The organism is Actinomyces urogenitalis DSM 15434, assembly GCF_000159035.1.
In the GTDB taxonomy this organism is placed as follows: domain Bacteria; phylum Actinomycetota; class Actinomycetes; order Actinomycetales; family Actinomycetaceae; genus Actinomyces; species Actinomyces urogenitalis.
This window is the reverse complement of sequence record NZ_DS999574.1, coordinates 305,645-323,351: the sequence shown is the minus strand read 5'-3', so window position 1 is coordinate 323,351 and position 17,707 is coordinate 305,645. Positions and strand designations below refer to the sequence as shown.

Here is a 17,707-nt window from a genome sequence, read left to right as displayed (position 1 = left end):
CGCCGTCGGCCCGCACGCCTGATCCGGCGCAGCCACAGGACGACCGCGCCGCAAGCCCGGTTGAGCCGGTCCTGAGCGCGCCGCCGGCACCCGCTCCTGCCCCTGCCCCGACCCCTGAGGACCTGGAGCCCGAGGAGGAGGCGAGCCAGGAGGATCGCGAGGCCTCCCGGGCGGTGAGCCGGACGACGGCGATGGTGCTGGTGGCCGCCCTCGTGGCCGTGCTCGTGGGCGCCTTCTTCGCGATCTCGAACCTGTTGTCCCTGGCGAACCTCAAGATCAGCGACGAGGACATCCCCGCCGCCAAGACGGTTCCGACGGCAGCCTCGGCGTCCTCCGAGGGCTCCTCCGGCTCGGACCAGGCTGACCCGCAGGCCGGGCAGGACCAGGCGACTCCGATCACCATCTCCGGTGCCCAGTCCCTGGACCCGGGCGGCGACGACAACGAGCACCCGGAGCTCGCCGGTGCGCTCATCGACGGCGACCCGAGCACCTCGTGGTACTCGCGCTACTACGCCTCCTCCTCCATGGCCTGGAAGCAGGGCATCGGGGTGGGGGTCACCCTGGCTCAGGAGGCTGAGGTCTCCGCGATCGAGATGCAGGGCACCGGCAGCGGCGGGCACGTGGAGATCCGCGCGACCTCACCTGAGGACCCTCAGGGCGGCACGCTGCTGGCCGAGGGAGCCTTCACTGAGGGGACCACGACCTTCGAGTTCTCGGCCACGACGACCAGCTCGGTCGTCGTGTGGGTGACCGATCTGCCGACGGCGTCTGACGGGCTCCTCAAGGTCACTATCGGCGAGATCACTCTCCGATAAGCAAATACTTCGGAACATACGCGTCCTATCACCTGTTCCGCAGGAGATACTGGGAGCAGGGTCTCGCCGACCCTCCTGAACGCTCGACACAAGGAGAGCCATGATCCACGACGTCATCATCGTCGGCTCCGGACCGGCCGGGTACACCGCAGCGATCTACGCGGCGCGCGCCCAGCTGGCACCGATCGTGCTGGCAGGCTCGGTCACCGCTGGCGGTGCCCTCATGAACACCACCGAGGTGGAGAACTACCCGGGCTTCACCGAGGGCATCATGGGTCCTGACCTCATGACCCACATGCAGGAGCAGGCCGAGCGCTTCGGCGCGGACATCCGCTACGAGGACGTCACGGCCCTGGACCTGGAGGGCGAGGTCAAGCGGATCACCACTGACGACGAGGTCTACGAGGCCCGTACCGTCATCATCTCCACCGGCTCGGAGTACCGCAAGCTGGGTCTGGAGGGCGAGGACCGACTCTCCGGTCACGGCGTGTCCTACTGCGCCACCTGCGACGGCTTCTTCTTCAAGGACCAGGACATCGTCGTCGTCGGGGGCGGTGACTCGGCCATGGAGGAGGCCACCTTCCTGTCCCGCTTCGGGCGTACCGTGACCGTGGTCCACCGCCGCGACTCCCTGCGCGCCTCGGCCGCCATGGCTCGCAAGGCCATGGACGACCCGAAGATCTCCTTCGCCTGGAACTCCAAGGTCGTCTCGCTCAACGGCGAGGCAGCCCTGGAGTCCGTCACCCTGGAGGACACCGTGACCGGCGAGCATCGCGAGCTGCCGGCCTCCGGCCTGTTCGTCGCGATCGGCCAGATCCCGCGCTCCGAGCTCGTGGCTGAGGTCCTCGACCTCGACGAGGCGGGCTACATCAAGGTCGAGGCTCCCAGCCAGCGCACCAAGATCCCCGGTGTCTTCGCCTGCGGCGACGTCGCTGACCCGGTCTACCAGCAGGCCATCACTGCCGCTGGCTCGGGCTGCCGCGCCGCCCTGGACGCTGAGCACTACCTCGCCTCACTCAAGGCCTGAGCGAGTCCTCGGCCCGCACACCTCGCGTCTACCCACGACCATCTTTCATCTCAGGAGAACTCCTATGTCCAACGCCCTTGATGTCACTGACGCCACCTTCTCTGACGAGGTCCTGTCCTCCACCACGCCCGTCGTCGTCGACTTCTGGGCCACCTGGTGCGGCCCGTGCCGCCAGATGGCTCCGATCGTCGACGAGGTCGCGGCCGAGCTCGGTGACCGGGTCAAGTTCGTCAAGGTCGACGTCGACGCTAACCCGGCGACGGCTCGTTCCTACGGCATCCAGTCCATCCCGACCTTCGCCGTCATCCGCGACGGCGAGGTCTTCCACCAGTTTGCCGGTTCTCGTCCCAAGGCTTCCTTCAAGGCCGAGGTCGAGAAGGTCCTGGCCTGAAGCAGGATCCTCAACCCGATCTGCTGCCTGCACCTCCTGCCTGAGCGTGCCTGAGCCGCACGAGCGCCGCCCACACACCGCGTGTGAGCGGCGCTCGTCATGTGGCGCCTGCGGTGCCCGTATGCGCCCACCAGTACACTGAGGCCGCACCCAGTGGCTTCTTTCCAAGGCGGAGGACATGCAGTTCATCTCCACGCGCGGGGGCATGGAGCCCCTCGGTTTCACCGACGTGCTCCTGTCCGGGCTCGCACCTGACGGCGGACTCGCTATCCCCTCCGAGGTGCCTCAGCTGGCGCTCGAGGACCTTGAGGACCTCAGGGACCTCAGTTACGCCGAGCTCGCCGCCCGGATCATCGGTCTGTACGCCACCGATATCGACGCCGAGGACCTGCGCACGCTCACTGCCCAGGCTTATGGGCCCCAGCGCTTCCCCTCCCCCGTGGTCCCGCTGACGTGCCTTGACGACGTCGCGCAGGGGCTTGGTCTCGTCGGCCTGTCTGAGGGCCCCACGATGGCTTTCAAGGACCTGGCCATGCAGTTCCTGGGGCAGGCCATCCCCTTCGTCCTGCGTGGTCGCAGCCAGGTCCTCAACATCCTTGGCGCGACGAGCGGGGACACTGGCTCTGCCGCCGAGCACGCCTTCCGCGGGCAGGACGGGGTGAGCGTCTTCATGCTCTCCCCCCAGGGCAGGATGAGCGACGTCCAGCGTGCCCAGATGTACAGCCTGGATGAGCCGAATATCCACAACATCGCCGTGGCCGGCGTCTTCGACGACTGCCAGAGGCTCGTCAAGACGATCAACGCCGATGCCGACTTCAAGCGCGAGTACTCCATCGGCGCCGTCAACTCGATCAACTTTGGTCGCATCGCCGCACAGATCGTCTACTACGTCTGGGCCTGGCTGCGCTGCACCGATGAGCTGACGGCCGCGGCACGAGCGGCCTACCGCGTGGACGTCGCCGTGCCGAGTGGGAACTTTGGCAACATCTACGCCGGCCACCTCGCGCGCAGCATGGGGGTCCCGATCCGCCGGCTCATCCTCGCCACGAACGAGAATGACGTCCTGGACGAGTTCTTCCGTACCGGCGTCTACGCACCGCGCTCAGGTGCCCAGACCCTGGCCACCTCCAGCCCCTCGATGGATATCTCCCGTGCCTCCAATCTGGAGCGCTTCATCCGTCAGCTCTTGGGTGAGGAGGACTTCGTGGCTGCGTGGGCACAGCTGGCGCGCAGCGGCCGCCTCGACCTCTCGGCGCACCGCGAGCGCATGAGGGAGGAGTTCGGCTTTGTCTCTGGCCGCTCCACCCACGCTGACCGCCTCGAGGCAATCCGCCGCGTCCACAGCGCAACCGGCTACCTCATCGATCCTCACACGGCCGACGGGGTCACCGTCGCCCTGCGTGAGAGGGAACCGGGCTTCCCCACGCTGGTCCTCGAGACCGCCAAGGCCGCCAAGTTCGGCGACACCGTTGCCCAGGCAATCGGCGAGCAGCCGCCCACTCCAGATGCCCTGCGGGTTCTTCTGGCCGCATCGCAGCATGTGACCGATATTGACGACGACGTTGCCGCACTGCGCCGCATCATCGTTGCCTCTGCCCTGTCCTGAGGCTGCCACCGGGCATTGCCGGTCCACTGGCTACGGATGTTTCACGTGAAACACTGACGCCGACCTTCTGCCACGTGACCACTGTCTCCTCCCTCGGTGGGCACGTGGCAGACTTGTCCTCTAGGCGCGGAAGGACCCGCCTGAGAGGAGCTGGACGTGACTGACGCGAACCAGGTACGTGGGAACCGACTCGACCCGTGGCTGGACTCCTACGCAGCACGAGCTCACGGGCTCCGAGCCTCGGAGACCAGGTCCCTCTTCGCCGTCGCCTCTCGTCCCGAGGTCGTCTCCTTGGCTGGTGGCATGCCCAACCTCAAGGACCTGCCGCTGGACCGCCTCGCTGACGCAACCGCTCAGATGATCCGCAAGGACGGCGGCCGCGCGCTCCAGTACGGCAATGGTCAGGGTCTACCGGCCCTGCGCGAGAAGATCCCGCAGATTATGGCTCTGGAGGGAATCGACGCCGACCCCGAGGACATCATTGTCACCACCGGGTCCCAGCAGGCCGTTGACATCATCACGGAGCTGTTTATCGACCCCGGTGACGTCATCCTGGCTGAGGCTCCGACCTACGTTGGCTCGCTCAGCATCTTCTCGACCTACCAGGCCGACGTCCAGCACGTAGCCATCGATGCTGACGGCGTCATCCCAGAGGCTCTCGAGGAACGCATCACCCAGCTCGAGCGCGAGGGTCGTTCCATCAAGTTCTTCTACTGCCTGCCCAACTTCCACAACCCGGCTGGCGTCACGCTCAGTGAGGAGCGGCGCCCGCAGGTGATCGAGATCTGCCGCCGCCACCACATCCTCATCGTGGAGGACAATCCGTACGGCCTGCTCGGATTCGAAGGGCAGACCTACACCGCTCTCAAGACCCTCGCGCCAGACGACGTGGTCTATCTCGGTTCCTTCTCCAAGATCTTCGCGCCCGGCTATCGCGTGGGATGGGCGGTGGCTCCGCCGGCGGTCCGGGACAAGATGAAGCTCGCTTCCGAGGCCGCCATCCTGTGTCCCTCCTCCGTGGGCCAGTACTCGATCGCCATGTACCTCGACCAGTTCGACTGGCGGGCTCAGATCCAGGAGTTCCGCGGCATGTACCGACGCCGTCGCGACGCCATGGTCTCTGCCCTCGACGAGTTCATGCCGATGTGCACATGGAACGTTCCTGACGGCGGCTTCTACGTCTGGGTCGGCTTGCCTGAGGGCCTAGACGCCAAGGAGATGCTGCCCCGGGCGGTCACGAACCTCGTCGCCTATGTCTCCGGCACGGCCTTCTATGCCGGAGGCCGGTCAGGTCGAGACCATATGCGCCTGTCCTTCTGCTACCCCGAGCCGGTGGAGATCCGTGAGGGCGTTCGGCGCCTGTCTGAGGTCGTCGCCCGTGACCTCGACCTTGTCACGCTCTTCGGCCCCGCCCGCTCCCGTCACGACGACGGCGTCGTCGCTCCCGCACCCGACCAGATCTGAGGACCACGATGAGCAGCACCACTCTCCTTTCCGCCGAGCCTCTTCGTATCGCCATCCTTGCCGGTGGCCTCAGCCATGAGCGCGATGTCTCCCTGCGCTCGGGCAACCGCGTGGCTCAGGTGCTCAAGCACCTGGGGCACACCGTCCTCGTCCTCGACGTCGATGCGCGCACCATCGCCTCGCTGCGCGCCTTCGGCCCGGACGTTGTCTGGCCGCTGGTCCACGGCGGTCCCGGTGAGGACGGCGGCCTTCAGAACATCCTCCTGGCCCTTGACCTGCCCTACGTCGGCACGCATTCCGACGGCTGCCAGCGCGCCTCCTTCAAGCCCACGGCCAAGGCGGGAGTCCGTGCAGCCGGGGTGAAGACACCCGACTCCCTCACGCTGCCGAAGGCCTACTTCTCCCAGCTCGGGGCCCAGGAGGTGCTGGGCACGGTCATGAGCCGGCTCGGTCTACCCGTCGTCGTCAAGCCCCAGCAGGGTGGATCCGGGCTCGGCGTCTCTCCCGCCTCCGATGCCGATCAGCTCCGCAACGCCATGGTGGCTTGCTTTGCCTATGACGAGCGGGCCCTCATCGAGGCCTACGTCGCAGGTCGCGAGATCGCTGTTTCGGTCGTCGATGCTGGCGAAGGCCCGCAGGCCCTACCGCCGGTCGAGGTCGTCACCGAGGGCCAGTATGACTTCGACGCCCGGTACAACCCGGGACGCTCGGAGTACTTCGCACCTGCCCGGCTCAGTGCCGAGGAGACCGCTCTCGTGCAGGAGACGGCTCTGAGCGTGCACCGCACACTCGGCCTGGGCAATGTCTCCCGCACGGACCTCATCCTCGACGAGCAGGGCACGCCATGGTTCATTGACGTCAACGTCGTGCCGGGAATGACCGAGACCTCCCTCCTCCCCCTCGCCGCAGAGGCTGCCGGTGACCTTCCCGGCCTCTACGACGCTCTCGTCCACCACCCGCTCGTCCGCTAGACCGGCTCCGCTGCCTGCCGCCCGGCGCGGTCCTCCGGCGCGTTCGCCGGCTCAGTCGCGCGGCGAGGCCGGTTGGTCCACGCGAAGACGGGGCGGGATGTTTCACGTGAAACATCCCGCCCCGTCTTCGCGTTCTCGCAGATCAGAGCTCACTTAAGTCCGTGCCCGGCGCCAGCGCACCGACGATCCTTGCCAAATCCTCCGATCCGGCGAACTCGATCGTAATCTTGCCCTTCTTCGCACCCTGGGTCACTTTGACGCGGGTATCAAAGACATCCGAGAGCCGACTCGACAGCTGGGGCATCGGCGTGCTGCGAGACCGCAAGACCGGCGCCTTCACGTCGCCGGCCGGCTCGTCATGAAGTGCCACCAGCTCCTCCGTGGCGCGCACGGACAGTCCTTCCGCGACGATGCGCTGAGCCAGGCGCTCCATGGCGGCGGCATCAGGAAGTCCCAGAAGAGCGCGCGCATGGCCAGCCGAGAGCACACCTGCTGCCACGCGTCGCTGCACAAGAGGCGGGAGCTTCATGAGGCGCAGCGTGTTGGAGATCTGCGACCGCGACCGCGCGATGCGCTGGGACAGCTCGGCGTGCGTACAGCTGAAGTCCTCGAGCAGCTGCTGATAGGCGGCTGCCTCCTCAAGAGGATTGAGCTGCACGCGGTGGAGGTTCTCCAGCAGCGCGTCACGCAGCAGGTCTTCGTCCTCCGTGTATCGCACCACCGCGGGTATCGTCTCGAGCCCCGCCTCCTTCGAGGCGCGCAGGCGCCGCTCACCCATGATGAGCTCGTAATGCGCTGCCTCACCGTCTGGCCCGTCCACGCGACGCACGACGATCGGCTGGAGCAGACCGACCTCCTTGATCGAGGCCGCCAGCTCAGCGATGTCGTCGTCGTCGAAAACCTGGCGAGGCTGCCGGGGGTTTGGCTGGATGAGCGCCACCGGGAGATCCGCAAAGGTCGCTCCAGGCACGGGCATGAGCGCGTCGCCGTCAGCAGATGCCGCGTCGTCACCCCGCACGGAGCTCACTACCGCCTTCGGAGCAGCCCCGGCCTGGGCCGCAGCCTCGGTTGGCCACCCGGCACCCTGAGCGCCCTGGCGACCCGGCGAAGATGTTTCACGTGAAACCGCACTTCCGCGCTCGGCACCTCCCGCCGCACCCGATGTTTCACGTGAAACATCACCGCCCTTGCGACCGCCCCGCTTCGAGGCCTGCATACGCTTGGAGGGAGCGAGCAAAGTCGAGGCGATGTCAGCCGCGTGAGACGAGCCTTCGCCGTCGTGCGCCTGAACGGAGCCACCCGCTGGGAAGAAGACGTCCGTGGGACGCCGCGAGGGGTTCTCTGCCTGCGCCTCCGGGATGAGCGCCTGCAGTCCGCGCCCCAGTCCTCGCTTCTTCTGTGCCATCAGTTCTCCTCCTGGGCAGGGCTGCCGCTGCCACGTTGCGCAATCTCTTGAGCCAGGACCTTGTAGGCCACCGCACCCGTCGACCGGGGATCCCAGTAGACCACAGGCGCGCCGAAAGAGGGAGCCTCCGCAATGCGCACCGACCGCGGAATCTTCGTTTGCAACGTTGCCTGCGGGAAGTAGGTCCTTACCTCATCCTCGACGTCGCGAGCCAAGGTGGTGCGCTTGTCAAACATCGTCAAGACAATCATGGACACCCGCAAGGCAGGATTATGGATCTGCGCAATCCTGTCCACCGAGCGTGTGAGCAGAGCAAGACCCTCCAGTGCGTAGTACTCCGCCTGCATCGGGATGAGCACCTCACCGGCCGCCACGAAGGCGTTGATCGTCATGATGCCCAGGCTCGGTGGGCAGTCGATGAGGATGTAGTCCAGCCGCTCCAAGCCGGCCTCGCTGCGTCCGATGAGGTACTCGCGCAGGGCGAGGCGCAGACGCGACTCACGCTGGGGAGAGTTGATGAGCTCGATCTCTACCGCAGCGACATCGATCGAGGAGGGTACGCACCACAGGGTGGGCGCGAACCTCGTCTGCACGGCTACGTCAGCGATTGGTCTCCCCTCGACCATGACGTCGTAGAGCGTCACGTCCTCCTCGCCATGCGGTACACCCAGTGCCGTCGAGGCATTGCCTTGGGAGTCTGCGTCGATGACGAGCACGTTGAGCCCCGCCTCGGCGAGCGCGGCGGCGACGTTGACCGTCGTCGAGGTCTTGCCGACTCCACCCTTCTGGTTCGCCACTGCGATGACCCGGGTCTGCTCGGGTCGATCCAGACCCGCGGTGGTCACCTGGTTCAACGCGGCGTGATCCGCCCGAAGCTGGTCGAAGATGGACGAATCTGACAAACCTGTCCTCCTCGGACGACCGGATCTGCGGGGTCACTCCCCCAGGCAGCACAGTCTACGTGAGTCCACCGACACGCAGAGCGGGGCCACCGCATACTGCAGTGACCCCCGCTTGGCCAGGCCTCATCCCCGGCGCTCAGTACCCTCGACGTCCGCCGGGCGCCGCATCATCCACGCCGACGACGGACCTCGACCACTCGGGTCAGCTCCTCGCCCGGTGTCACGACCTCGTGAATAACGGCCGGCTCGAGCTTCGCCTTCTTGATGACGTACTTCGCGTCGTCAACCTCCTGCTGGGCCTTGGCACCCTTGAGGGCGAGCAGACTGCCACCCGGGCGCAGCAGGCCAGAGGTCAGCCGCACCAGCTTGCTCAGGTTCGCCACGGCGCGCGCGGTGACCGCGTCGTAACGGTCCTTGATCTCCTCAGCCCGAGCACGTCGTATCGTGACGTTGTCCAGGTCGAGCTCGGCAACGACGAGCTCGAGCCACTCAACCCGACGCTCCATCGTATCAATAAGCGTTACCTCTAGATCGGGTCTCATTAATGCGACTACGATCCCTGGGAAGCCGGCGCCGGACCCGACGTCAGCCACGCTGCCTCGCCGAGGCAGAAAGGGAACCACGGCCGTCGAGTTGACGATGTGCCGGGACCACAACCGCGGAAGCTCGCGCGGGCCCACCAGGCCCCGCAGCTCCCCCTCAGCGACCAGCATGTCCGCGAAGTGCTCGGCCGCGGAAAAAGCGACGCCGAACAGCTCGCGCATCTCCTGGCTCGGCTGCTCGAAGTCCTCGGCTGCCTGCGCCACCTGCGCTGCGGCCTCACTCTCCGCGTCCCCGCCAGGGTGGCGCTCCCCCATCTGGCTCGTCATGGCGATTCTCAGTCCTGCTCGGCGTCCTCGCCGGCCTCATCCTGCGTGTGGGCAGGCAGGACGACGACGTGACGGTGCGGCTCGGCACCCTCGGACTCTGAGACCAGGCCCGCGGCCGCGACGACGTCGTGGCAGACCTTGCGCTCGAAGGGGTTCATCGGCTCCAGGGCAACGACCTCGCCGGTGGCCTGGACCTTCGCCACGGCCTCCTGGGCCACCTTGGTCAGCTCAGCACGCCGAGCGGCCCGGTAGCCATTGATGTCCAGCATGAGGCGGGAGCGGTTGCCGGTGCGGGCCTGAACGGCCAGGCGGGTGAGCTCCTGGACAGCCTCGAGCACCTCGCCATCACGACCCACGAGGTCGGCGAGCTCACGCTCGTCCCCCTCCTCCGAGGCCACGATGGCGACCGAGGCACGGCCGTGGTCGATGTCAATGTCAATGTCGCCGCCGAGGTCAGCGATATCGAGGAGCTCCTCGAGGTAGTCGGCACCGATCTCGCCCTCTTCCTCGAGGTGCTTGACGGCGGTGGAGGCGCTGGTTTTCTCACTCATCTGAGGTTCCGTTCTCTAGGTCCTGGGTGGGGCTGGCTCAGCGCGACTGGCGCTTCTTGCCGTTGGACTTCTTACGCTGCTGACGCTGGCGCGCGCGCTTCTCATAGCGACGCCGAGCGATCTCCTCAGGAGTCAGACCCACGATATTGGTCTCGATCTCCTCGATCGCCTCCTCCTCGTCGCTAGCCGCCTGGTAGCGCTCCTCCTCAGTCATCGAGACGTTCGCAGAGGCCCGCTTCTGGCGGTTCTTGCGCACGGGCTGGACACGCTGACCACCCGTCTTGCCAGCGGCCTCGAGCTCAGCAGCGCGCTTGGCTGCCTCTTCCTCCTCCAGACTCGGCAGACCCTTGCGGGCGCGCTTGGCGTTGACGCGTGCGCGGTACTTCTTCTCGGCCTCAGAGCCGGGCGCCGGCATGTTGCGGATCGTGAGGAACTGCTGCCCCATGGTCCACAGGTTGGTCGTCACCCAGTAGACCAGCACACCGATCTGGAACTGGACGCCGGTGAAGGCGAAGAAGATCGGCATGATCGTCATCATCATGCGCTGGGAGCGCATCATGGGGTTGTCCGAGTTCTTGCTCGACTCGGGCATGTTCTTCATCGTCAGCTGGGCCATGGTGTACCACTGGCTCACCGACATCGCGATGATCATGATGACCGTGACAACCTTGGTCGTCACGTCCGAGGAGTTCATGAAGGACTCAGACAGGTGCGCTCCAAAGAGCGTGGAGGCCTGGACGTCCTCGGCCAGCTGGGCGGTCAGCGGCCCGATGGAGTCGTGGTTCGCGTAGGTTCCGGTCGCCACGGCCTGCAGCGAGGCCAGCACCCGGAACAGGGCGAAGAAGACCGGCATCTGCACCAGGATCGGCATGCACGAGGAGAAGGGGTTGGTGCCGTGCTTGCGGTACAGCGCCATCATCTCCTCCTGCTGGCGCTGGCGGGAGGCGGGATCCGTCTTGCCCTTGTACTTGGCCTGGAGAGCCTGGAGCTCGGGCTGCATGAGCTGCATGCCGCGGCTGGCACGAATCTGCTTGACGAACAGCGGCATGATGAGCAGCCGCACGAAGATCGTCAGACCCACGATCGACAGCACCCAGGCCACTCCCGGGCCGTCAGGCAGGCCAATGAAGACCAGGGCCTTGTGGATGTAGACCATGACCCAGGCAACGGCCACCTTCAGCGGCCAGAGGATCGCGTCCATTGCACTCCTTGTGATGGGGCGTGGCCGCCAGTGTCATGCGGCCACCGGCCGGATGGACCGGCCACGGCTTGGGTCAGAGCGACGACGTCGCCGCACCTGCCTCGGGTCGAGGGATGTCGTGGGGGTAGCGATAGTGCCACTGGCCGGGCTCCGGCACGTGATCCACTCCCCCGCGCGTCAAGGGGTTGCAGCGCATCAGACGCCACAGCGTCAGCACGATCCCCTTGACCACGCCGTGCACCTGGACCGCCTCGACGGCGTAGGCCGAGCAGGTCGGGTAGTAACGGCACCGGCGCGGCAGCGCCGGGGAGACCCAACGCTGGTAGAAGCGAACCCCCGCCAGGAACACACGTGCTCCCAGGCCTTGACGCCTGGGGCTCATGACCCACGACCTTGGCGCCGTGGCTTCCCGGAGCGACCGCGCTCCAGCAGCCGATCGAGATCGGCGGCCAGCTCCTGGCTGGTGGCACCGTCCGCACCGGCCAGGCCTCGCAGCACGATCTTGGCGCCCGGCTCCAGGCCAGCCACCCGATCGCGCATGAGCGCACGCACGCGACGCTTGATCCGGTTGCGGTGCGTTGCCTTGGCCACCTGCTTCTTAGGCACGACGACGCCGACGAGGGCCGGGGTCGTGTCCCCGGCCTCGCCGGCGCTGTAGTGGATGACGAGCCTGCGGCTGCCTGCGCGCGCACCCGACCTCACCGCGGTCGTGAAGTCCTCACTCCGCAGCATCCGGTGCGCGGCGGGGAGCACGTGTCAGGCAGCGAGACGCGCGCGGCCCTTGCGACGGCGAGACGCGAGGACGGCGCGGCCAGCGCGCGTGCTCATGCGCGTGCGGAAGCCGTGCACCTTGGCGCGACGACGGTTGTTCGGCTGGAAGGTCCGCTTGCTCACGGGTGTACTCCTGGTCGGATGATCGGAACAGTGCATCACGGGATTCGCGGCACTGTCGCTCGTGCTGGCTGCCCCATGGACCGGGACGTGACTCCACACGAACGTCCTCACCACGATACGGTTGGACTTCCCGCAGGGTCAAACGAATTGCAGGTCTTCACACTGAGAAACCGGCCACGTTCGTGGCCTGACAGGCCTGTGATGATCACAGGCTGCGCCGCCGGTGTGGACAACTCTGTGAGCAACGATCATGATGGGCTACTCGGTGGTGTCCTTCCTGCTCGACAGGGTCCCGACCACCACCGTTCCAGTTCGCGCGCACAGACGAGGAGGACGTCGTGACTGACGTCGCCACCACTCGGTGGGAGTCCGCCCTCAACCTCCTCGCCACCCGGCAGGAGCTCGGCCGAGGCCAGATCGCGCTGCTGCGCATGACCCGCGTCATCGACGTCGACGACGTCCTGGTCCTCGTGGTCGGCTTCGCCCTGCCCCGCGACATCATTGACAAGAACCACGCCGTCATCGCCCGGGCACTTGCCGAGGTCTGGGGCCGAGCCGTCACCTTTGAGGTGACGATCGACCCCGCCCAGGAGTCCTCCAGCCACTCCTCGGACCGCTGGCCAGACTCCACCGAGGCAGCAGCCGAGCCTGCTCAGGCTCCGATCTCCGGCACCCAGCCCACCGACGACGCACCCGCCTCACAGGACCCCGTCTCCCTGGCTGACGCGGCCCCCGCCGTCGAGGCTCCCTCCGCCCTCTCCCCCGACGGCCCCGGCGAAGACCATCCAGCGCCAGCGACGCCGTCGTCCTCCACCGGCTACGTGCCGCCCCTCCACCCCACGGCGACGCTGCCGGCAGCCGAGGTGGTTGACGACTCCCGCCTCAACCCGCGCTACACCTTCGCCACCTACGTTCAGGGCAAGTCCAACCGCCTGGCGCGAACCGCCGCCGCGGCCGTGGCCGAGGCTCCCAGCCGCGCCTACAACCCCTTGTTCATCTACGGCGGCTCCGGACTGGGCAAGACCCACCTCCTGCACGCCATCGGCCACTACGCCCGCAAGCTCTACCCGGGTATCACCGTCAAGTACGTCAACTCCGAGGAGTTCGTCTCCGACTTCATCGCCTCGGTCGCCGACGGCCAGATGCGCAACTTCAAGGACCGCTACCGCAACGTCGACATCCTGCTCGTGGACGACGTGCAGTTCTTCGAGGGCAAGGAGCAGACGCTGGAGGAGTTCTTCCACACCTTCAACGCCCTGCGCATCGCGGAGAAGCAGATCGTGCTCACCTCCGACCAGCCTGCCCTGGAGCTCAAGGGCTTCAACAACCGCCTCATCTCCCGCTTCCAGGAGGGACTGGTCGCCGACGTCCAGCCGCCGGACCTGGAGACCCGTCAGGCGATCCTGACCCTCAAGGCTCGCGCTGACGGCATCTCGGTGACCGAGGACGTCCTGGAGTACATCGCCAGCCGAGTCACCACCAACATCCGCGAGCTCGAGGGCGCACTGGTACGAGTGACGGCCTTCGCCTCCCTCAACAAGCAGCCCATTGACCGCACCCTGGCTGAGGTGGCGCTCAAGGACGTCATCACCGATCCCACGGGCGAAGAGATCACCTCCGGTCTCATCATGGGGCAGGTCGCCGACTACTTCGACATGACGATCGACGACCTGTGCGGTGAGAGCCGGCGCAAGAACTTTGTCCACCCCCGCCACATCGCGATGTACCTGTGCCGCGAGCTCACCGAGCTCTCGCTGCCCAATATCGGACGCGAGTTCGGCGGACGTGACCACACCACCGTTATGAGCGCCCACCGCAAGATCACCACCCAGATGGGTGAGCGCCGCGAGACCTTCAACGAGGTCAACGAGCTGACCAGCCGCATCAAGCAGGCTGCTCTGGCTCCCCGCCGCTGACCAGGCTCACGGTCCTGCCACGAGCGGGGTCTCGTGCTGCCCGCAGACCCTGTGGACGAACCCGTGGACAGGGCGTGGACAAGTCCCCATCCTCATGTAGACAGTTCCAGGCCCTTCTGGGGACAGAACTGTCATTCGTCTAGAACCGTCCACCACTCGCGGTAGCGCTCCACCGAACTACACATCTGTGGTTCCACACCCGCCGGGACTGAAATGACAAGAAAAGATGTGGTTCTCCCCAGAATTCACATCTCCTAACAACCCTACGAACCAAGAATTCATCTCATCCCTCCCCGCACTGCCAACATGGTCCACGCCCCGCTCCGCGCCGACCTGGCGGCCTGCTACCCCTCCTCGCCGCGGACTCGACGCGCCTGGTCCTCATGCGTCTAGACTCCATACGGATCGTCCTGCCTCTTCTGAGGGCCACTCCTCGTTGCTGGCTGGGACTGCATGAACGCAGACAGGAGTGCACTGTGAAGCTCAGGGTTGACCGCGACGTCCTCGCCGAGGCCGTGACTTGGACCGCCCGTTCGGTGCCGGCCCGCCCCCCGGTACCTGTTCTCGCCGGTGTGCGTCTGGAGGCCTCGAACGCCTCGCTGGTCCTCGCCTCCTTCGACTACGAGGTCTCGGCTCACTGCGAGATTCCTGCCGAGGTCGAGGAGGAGGGCGTCGTCCTCGTCTCCGGCCGACTCCTGGCTGATATCGCCAAGGCGCTGCCCTCCAAGCCCGTGGACCTCGAGGTCGAGGGGACCAAGGTGACGGTCAGCTGTGGCTCCTCCCGCTTCGCCCTGGCTGCGATGGCTGCCGAGGACTACCCCACGCTGCCCGTCATGCCTTCCACCGCGGGCACCGTCGACGCCCATGACCTGGCTCAGGCGGTGGCACAGGTCTCGATCGCTGCCTCACGCGATGAGACCCTGCCGCTGCTCACCAGCGTCCAGATGGAGGTCGACGGCGACCGCCTGACCCTCATGGCCACTGACCGCTACCGCCTGGCCGTGCGCGAGATGACCTGGGCCAGCCAGGACAAGACCCTGTCCACCCACGCGCTGCTCAAGGCCCGCACGCTCTCCGACGTCGCCAAGTCTCTGACCTCCACCGGTGACGTCACCGTGGCCCTGACGGAGGCCGGCTCCACCACCTCCGGTCTCATCGGCTTCGAGGCCGGGGGTCGGCGCACCACGAGCCTGCTGACCGACGGCGACTACCCGCCGGTGCTGCGACTCTTTCCCGAGGAGACCTCGATTCACGCCACGGTCGGCCGCGAGGAGCTGATGGCCGCCGTGCGCCGCGTCAGCCTGGTCGCAGACCGTTCGACCCCGATCCACATGTCCTTCACCCAGGGCAGCCTGGCCCTGGACGCCGGCGCTGGCGAGGACGCCCAGGCCTCCGAGCAGCTGGTAGCGCACCTGGAGGGTGAGGACATCTCCACCGCCTTCAACCCCGGCTACCTGCTGGACGGTCTGGGCGCCATCCACCAGCCCTACGTCACCCTGGACTTCACCCACCCCTCCAAGCCTGCGGTGCTCACCGGTGTGGACTCCATCGGGGGCGAGAAGGACCTGTCCTTCCGCTACCTCATCATGCCCATTCGCTTCGGAGCCTGAGACCAAGCCCAGCCAGGGCACAGGGTGACTTCGTGTACGTCTCAGACCTGTCTGCGGACGACTTCCGCTCCTACGAGCACCTTGTGCTCTCCCTGGAGCCAGGCGTCACCGCCTTCATCGGCTCCAACGGCCAGGGCAAGACCAACCTCGTTGAGGCCGTTGGCTACCTGTCCAACCTCACCAGCCACCGGGTCGGTGCGGACTCGGCGCTCATTCGTCGTGCCGAGCCTGGGCAGCCACAGCCAGCCGGTGCGGTCCTACGGGCCAAGGTGGTCCACGGCGAGCGTCCCACCGTGCTGGAGATCGAGCTCATCTCCGGCAAGGCCAACCGCGCTCGGTTGGGTCGCAGCCCAGTGCGGCCTCGAGAGCTCCTCGGGGTGCTGCGCACGGTGATCTTCGCGCCCGAGGACCTCAGCCTCGTGCGTGAGGAGCCGGGGGTACGGCGTCGTTTTCTCGATGATCTCGCGGTGACCTTGCGTCCCTCACTGGCCGGCGTACGCACCGAGCATGACAAGATCCTCGCCCAGCGCGCCAGCCTGCTGAAGTCGGCGCGTGCGGCGCGCCGGTCAACGGCCTCGATGCTCTCCACCCTCGAGGTCTGGGACGCCCAGCTCGCTGCCGCCGCGGCCACGCTCATCGCCGCCAGGGTCGACGTCGTACGCAGGCTGCGGCCCTGGGTGGCCTCTGCCTACGAGGCCGTGAGCCAGGCGCAGTCACCGGTGCACCTGGCCTATCGCTCTAGCCTCCTGGCCCACGAAGGGATGGCGGACCCCGATCCGCGCGCCATCACCCCCGGGCAGGAGGAGTCCTGGCCACCGGGCGAGGCCGAGCTGTTGGACCAGGCTTCCACGGCCGAGCGCCTGGAGGCTGCCATGGGTCAGCTCCACGCTCGCGAGATCGATCGTGGCGCCAACCTGGTGGGCGCTCACCGTGACGAGCTCAGCCTGTTCCTGTCCGGTATGCCGGCCAAGGGCTTTGCCTCCCACGGCGAGCAGTGGTCGCTGGCCCTCGCCCTGCGCCTGGCCTCCTACGAGATGCTGCGCCACGACGTGGCCGCCTACGGCGGCGACGGCGAGCCGGTCCTCATCCTTGACGACGTCTTCGCCTCACTGGATGACAAGCGTCGTCGCGCCCTGGCGCACACGGTCGCCGGTGCCCAGCAGGTCCTCGTCACTGCGGCGGTGCCGCAGGACGTTCCTGGCGAGCTTGACGGCACGCGCCTGAGCGTGGCCGGGTCCAGGATCAGCCGTGACCAGCTCTGAGTCCACCTCGCCCGCGCCCGGCCCGGCCAGTGATGACGACGGCGACGCGCTCGCCCTGGCCCAACTGGCCCGGCTTCAGGAGATGGCCTGGGCGGGTGGGGTGACTCGCAGCTCGCTGCGACGGGCCGAGACCTCCCCGGACGGTGTGGCCGCCTGGGACGCCCCGCGCGGGCGGCGAGTGAGCCGGGGCGAGGAGGATCCGGAGATGGACCGTGGACCGGGCCTGGCGCCGGGCCGGGACCGTCCCGGACCTACGCGCTTTGACCCGCGCACCGGCAAGCGTGAGCTGGCGCGCGCCGTCGCCGAGCGCGGATGGGCCGGCAAGCTGGCCATGGCGCAGGTGGTGGTGGCCTGGGAGCGGATCGTGGGCGCCCAGATCGCCGAGCACGCCGAGGTGGTCTCTTTCGAGGAGGGGCGGCTGGACATTCGCAGCTCCTCCAGCGCCTGGGCCCAGCAGCTGCGCCTCATGATGCCTTCGATCAGCGCCGCCGTGGCACACGAGCTCGAGAGGCTCTACCCTGGGCGCCGGGCACCCGCCGTCGAGATCCGCATCCTCGGGCCCGGCACGCCCAGCTGGCGCCATGGCCGTTTTGGTGGGGCACGGGGCGGGCGTGGACCGCGTGATACCTACGGGTGAGGCCGGGGGCGCCGTCGGCACGCTCAGCGTGACCCCTCCCACGTGCCGTGCTCGTCCGCAGGAATGAGGCTTCGAGGGCTGGACACGCTAGAATGACCCCGGAATAGCCCAAGGTGCGTCGCGAACCTTGCGCAGGTACCCACCTACATGCCGCGGATCTCATCCGCATCACGGCGCTTATGAGAG

Annotated in this window: 17 protein-coding genes and 1 pseudogene; 10 read left to right on the top strand and 8 right to left on the bottom strand. The window is 67.2% G+C overall.

From position 1 onward, the window contains the following. The 6 genes and pseudogenes from HMPREF0058_RS01365 to HMPREF0058_RS01340 all read left to right on the top strand — a co-directional run. A pseudogene (locus HMPREF0058_RS01365) lies at positions 1–815 on the top strand (hypothetical protein); the annotation flags it as partial. 100 nt (positions 816–915) lie between these two features. Further along, a complete protein-coding gene (trxB, locus tag HMPREF0058_RS01360) occupies positions 916–1,842 on the top strand; it encodes a thioredoxin-disulfide reductase (protein WP_006547855.1) in 927 nt (308 codons plus the stop codon). A 64-nt stretch (positions 1,843–1,906) separates the two neighbouring features. Continuing rightward, positions 1,907–2,233, top strand: a complete 327-nt coding sequence (trxA, locus tag HMPREF0058_RS01355) for a thioredoxin (protein ID WP_006547854.1) — start codon at positions 1,907–1,909, stop codon at positions 2,231–2,233. A 178-nt stretch (positions 2,234–2,411) separates the two neighbouring features. After that, positions 2,412–3,839, top strand: coding sequence for a threonine synthase (gene thrC, locus HMPREF0058_RS01350; RefSeq protein WP_006547853.1), 1,428 nt, complete (start codon positions 2,412–2,414; stop codon positions 3,837–3,839). Between the two features lie 156 nt (positions 3,840–3,995). Continuing rightward, entirely contained in the window at positions 3,996–5,303 is a 1,308-nt protein-coding gene (locus HMPREF0058_RS01345; RefSeq protein ID WP_006547852.1) for an aminotransferase-like domain-containing protein, read from the top strand. Between the two features lie 8 nt (positions 5,304–5,311). Beyond that, positions 5,312–6,274, top strand: coding sequence for a D-alanine--D-alanine ligase family protein (locus HMPREF0058_RS01340; RefSeq protein ID WP_006547851.1), 963 nt, complete (start codon positions 5,312–5,314; stop codon positions 6,272–6,274). A gap of 142 nt (positions 6,275–6,416) precedes the next feature. On the opposite strand, the gene HMPREF0058_RS01335 is transcribed toward HMPREF0058_RS01340, so the two are convergent. The 8 genes from HMPREF0058_RS01335 to rpmH form a co-directional block, all read right to left on the bottom strand. Beyond that, on the bottom strand, positions 6,417–7,679 hold the full coding sequence (locus HMPREF0058_RS01335; protein WP_040319467.1) for a ParB/RepB/Spo0J family partition protein: 1,263 nt from the start codon (positions 7,677–7,679) through the stop codon (positions 6,417–6,419). After that, positions 7,679–8,581 carry a ParA family protein gene (locus HMPREF0058_RS01330; protein WP_006547849.1) on the bottom strand — a complete coding sequence of 301 codons (903 nt, stop codon included), beginning with the start codon at positions 8,579–8,581 and terminating at the stop codon, positions 7,679–7,681. The genes HMPREF0058_RS01335 and HMPREF0058_RS01330 overlap by 1 nt, the downstream gene beginning before the upstream one ends. Positions 8,582–8,748: 167 nt before the next feature. Then, positions 8,749–9,345, bottom strand: a complete 597-nt coding sequence (gene rsmG, locus HMPREF0058_RS01325; RefSeq protein ID WP_050765652.1) for a 16S rRNA (guanine(527)-N(7))-methyltransferase RsmG — start codon at positions 9,343–9,345, stop codon at positions 8,749–8,751. Positions 9,346–9,458: 113 nt separating this feature from the next. Next, on the bottom strand, positions 9,459–10,001 hold the full coding sequence (locus HMPREF0058_RS01320) for a Jag family protein (RefSeq protein WP_006547847.1): 543 nt from the start codon (positions 9,999–10,001) through the stop codon (positions 9,459–9,461). Positions 10,002–10,038: 37 nt separating this feature from the next. Continuing rightward, positions 10,039–11,202, bottom strand: coding sequence for a membrane protein insertase YidC (gene yidC / locus HMPREF0058_RS01315; RefSeq protein WP_006547846.1), 1,164 nt, complete (start codon positions 11,200–11,202; stop codon positions 10,039–10,041). Positions 11,203–11,275: 73 nt separating this feature from the next. After that, positions 11,276–11,584 carry a membrane protein insertion efficiency factor YidD gene (gene yidD, locus HMPREF0058_RS01310; RefSeq protein WP_034234900.1) on the bottom strand — a complete coding sequence of 103 codons (309 nt, stop codon included), beginning with the start codon at positions 11,582–11,584 and terminating at the stop codon, positions 11,276–11,278. Next, positions 11,581–11,955: a ribonuclease P protein component gene (gene rnpA / locus HMPREF0058_RS01305; protein ID WP_081449130.1), complete on the bottom strand. Its 375-nt coding sequence runs from the start codon at positions 11,953–11,955 to the stop codon at positions 11,581–11,583. The genes yidD and rnpA overlap by 4 nt, the downstream gene beginning before the upstream one ends. 3 nt (positions 11,956–11,958) lie before the next feature. Beyond that, positions 11,959–12,096 carry a 50S ribosomal protein L34 gene (gene rpmH, locus HMPREF0058_RS01300; RefSeq protein ID WP_006547843.1) on the bottom strand — a complete coding sequence of 46 codons (138 nt, stop codon included), beginning with the start codon at positions 12,094–12,096 and terminating at the stop codon, positions 11,959–11,961. 338 nt (positions 12,097–12,434) lie between these two features. Here rpmH and dnaA point away from each other — a divergent pair, with 338 nt between their 5' ends. The 4 genes from dnaA (at position 12,435) to HMPREF0058_RS01280 (ending at position 17,521) form a co-directional block, all read left to right on the top strand. Then, positions 12,435–14,012 (top strand): chromosomal replication initiator protein DnaA, encoded by a 1,578-nt coding sequence (dnaA, locus tag HMPREF0058_RS01295; RefSeq protein WP_006547842.1) that lies wholly within the window; start codon positions 12,435–12,437, stop codon positions 14,010–14,012. A 476-nt stretch (positions 14,013–14,488) separates the two neighbouring features. Then, on the top strand, positions 14,489–15,622 hold the full coding sequence (gene dnaN, locus HMPREF0058_RS01290; RefSeq protein ID WP_006547841.1) for a DNA polymerase III subunit beta: 1,134 nt from the start codon (positions 14,489–14,491) through the stop codon (positions 15,620–15,622). Between the two features lie 32 nt (positions 15,623–15,654). Next, the gene (gene recF, locus HMPREF0058_RS01285) at positions 15,655–16,884 is read left to right on the top strand and encodes a DNA replication/repair protein RecF (RefSeq protein WP_006547840.1); all 1,230 of its coding nucleotides are present in this window, start codon (positions 15,655–15,657) and stop codon (positions 16,882–16,884) included. After that, a complete protein-coding gene (locus HMPREF0058_RS01280; RefSeq protein ID WP_006547839.1) occupies positions 16,871–17,521 on the top strand; it encodes a DciA family protein in 651 nt (216 codons plus the stop codon). Before recF ends, HMPREF0058_RS01280 begins: the two co-directional genes overlap by 14 nt. Positions 17,522–17,707 lie beyond the last annotated feature (186 nt).

Bases quoted from the DNA above. Each gene is read 5' to 3' on its own strand.
- HMPREF0058_RS01335 (WP_040319467.1), bottom strand. From the start codon at position 7,679: ATGGCACAGAAGAAGCGAGGACTGGGGCGCGGACTGCAGGCGCTCATC.
- yidD (WP_034234900.1), bottom strand. From the start codon at position 11,584: ATGAGCCCCAGGCGTCAAGGCCTGGGAGCACGTGTGTTCCTGGCGGGG.
- yidC (WP_006547846.1), bottom strand. From the start codon at position 11,202: ATGGACGCGATCCTCTGGCCGCTGAAGGTGGCCGTTGCCTGGGTCATG.
- trxB (WP_006547855.1), top strand. From the start codon at position 916: ATGATCCACGACGTCATCATCGTCGGCTCCGGACCGGCCGGGTACACC.
- HMPREF0058_RS01320 (WP_006547847.1), bottom strand. From the start codon at position 10,001: ATGAGTGAGAAAACCAGCGCCTCCACCGCCGTCAAGCACCTCGAGGAA.
- thrC (WP_006547853.1), top strand. From the start codon at position 2,412: ATGCAGTTCATCTCCACGCGCGGGGGCATGGAGCCCCTCGGTTTCACC.
- rsmG (WP_050765652.1), bottom strand. From the start codon at position 9,345: ATGCGCGAGCTGTTCGGCGTCGCTTTTTCCGCGGCCGAGCACTTCGCG.
- trxA (WP_006547854.1), top strand. From the start codon at position 1,907: ATGTCCAACGCCCTTGATGTCACTGACGCCACCTTCTCTGACGAGGTC.
- HMPREF0058_RS01340 (WP_006547851.1), top strand. From the start codon at position 5,312: ATGAGCAGCACCACTCTCCTTTCCGCCGAGCCTCTTCGTATCGCCATC.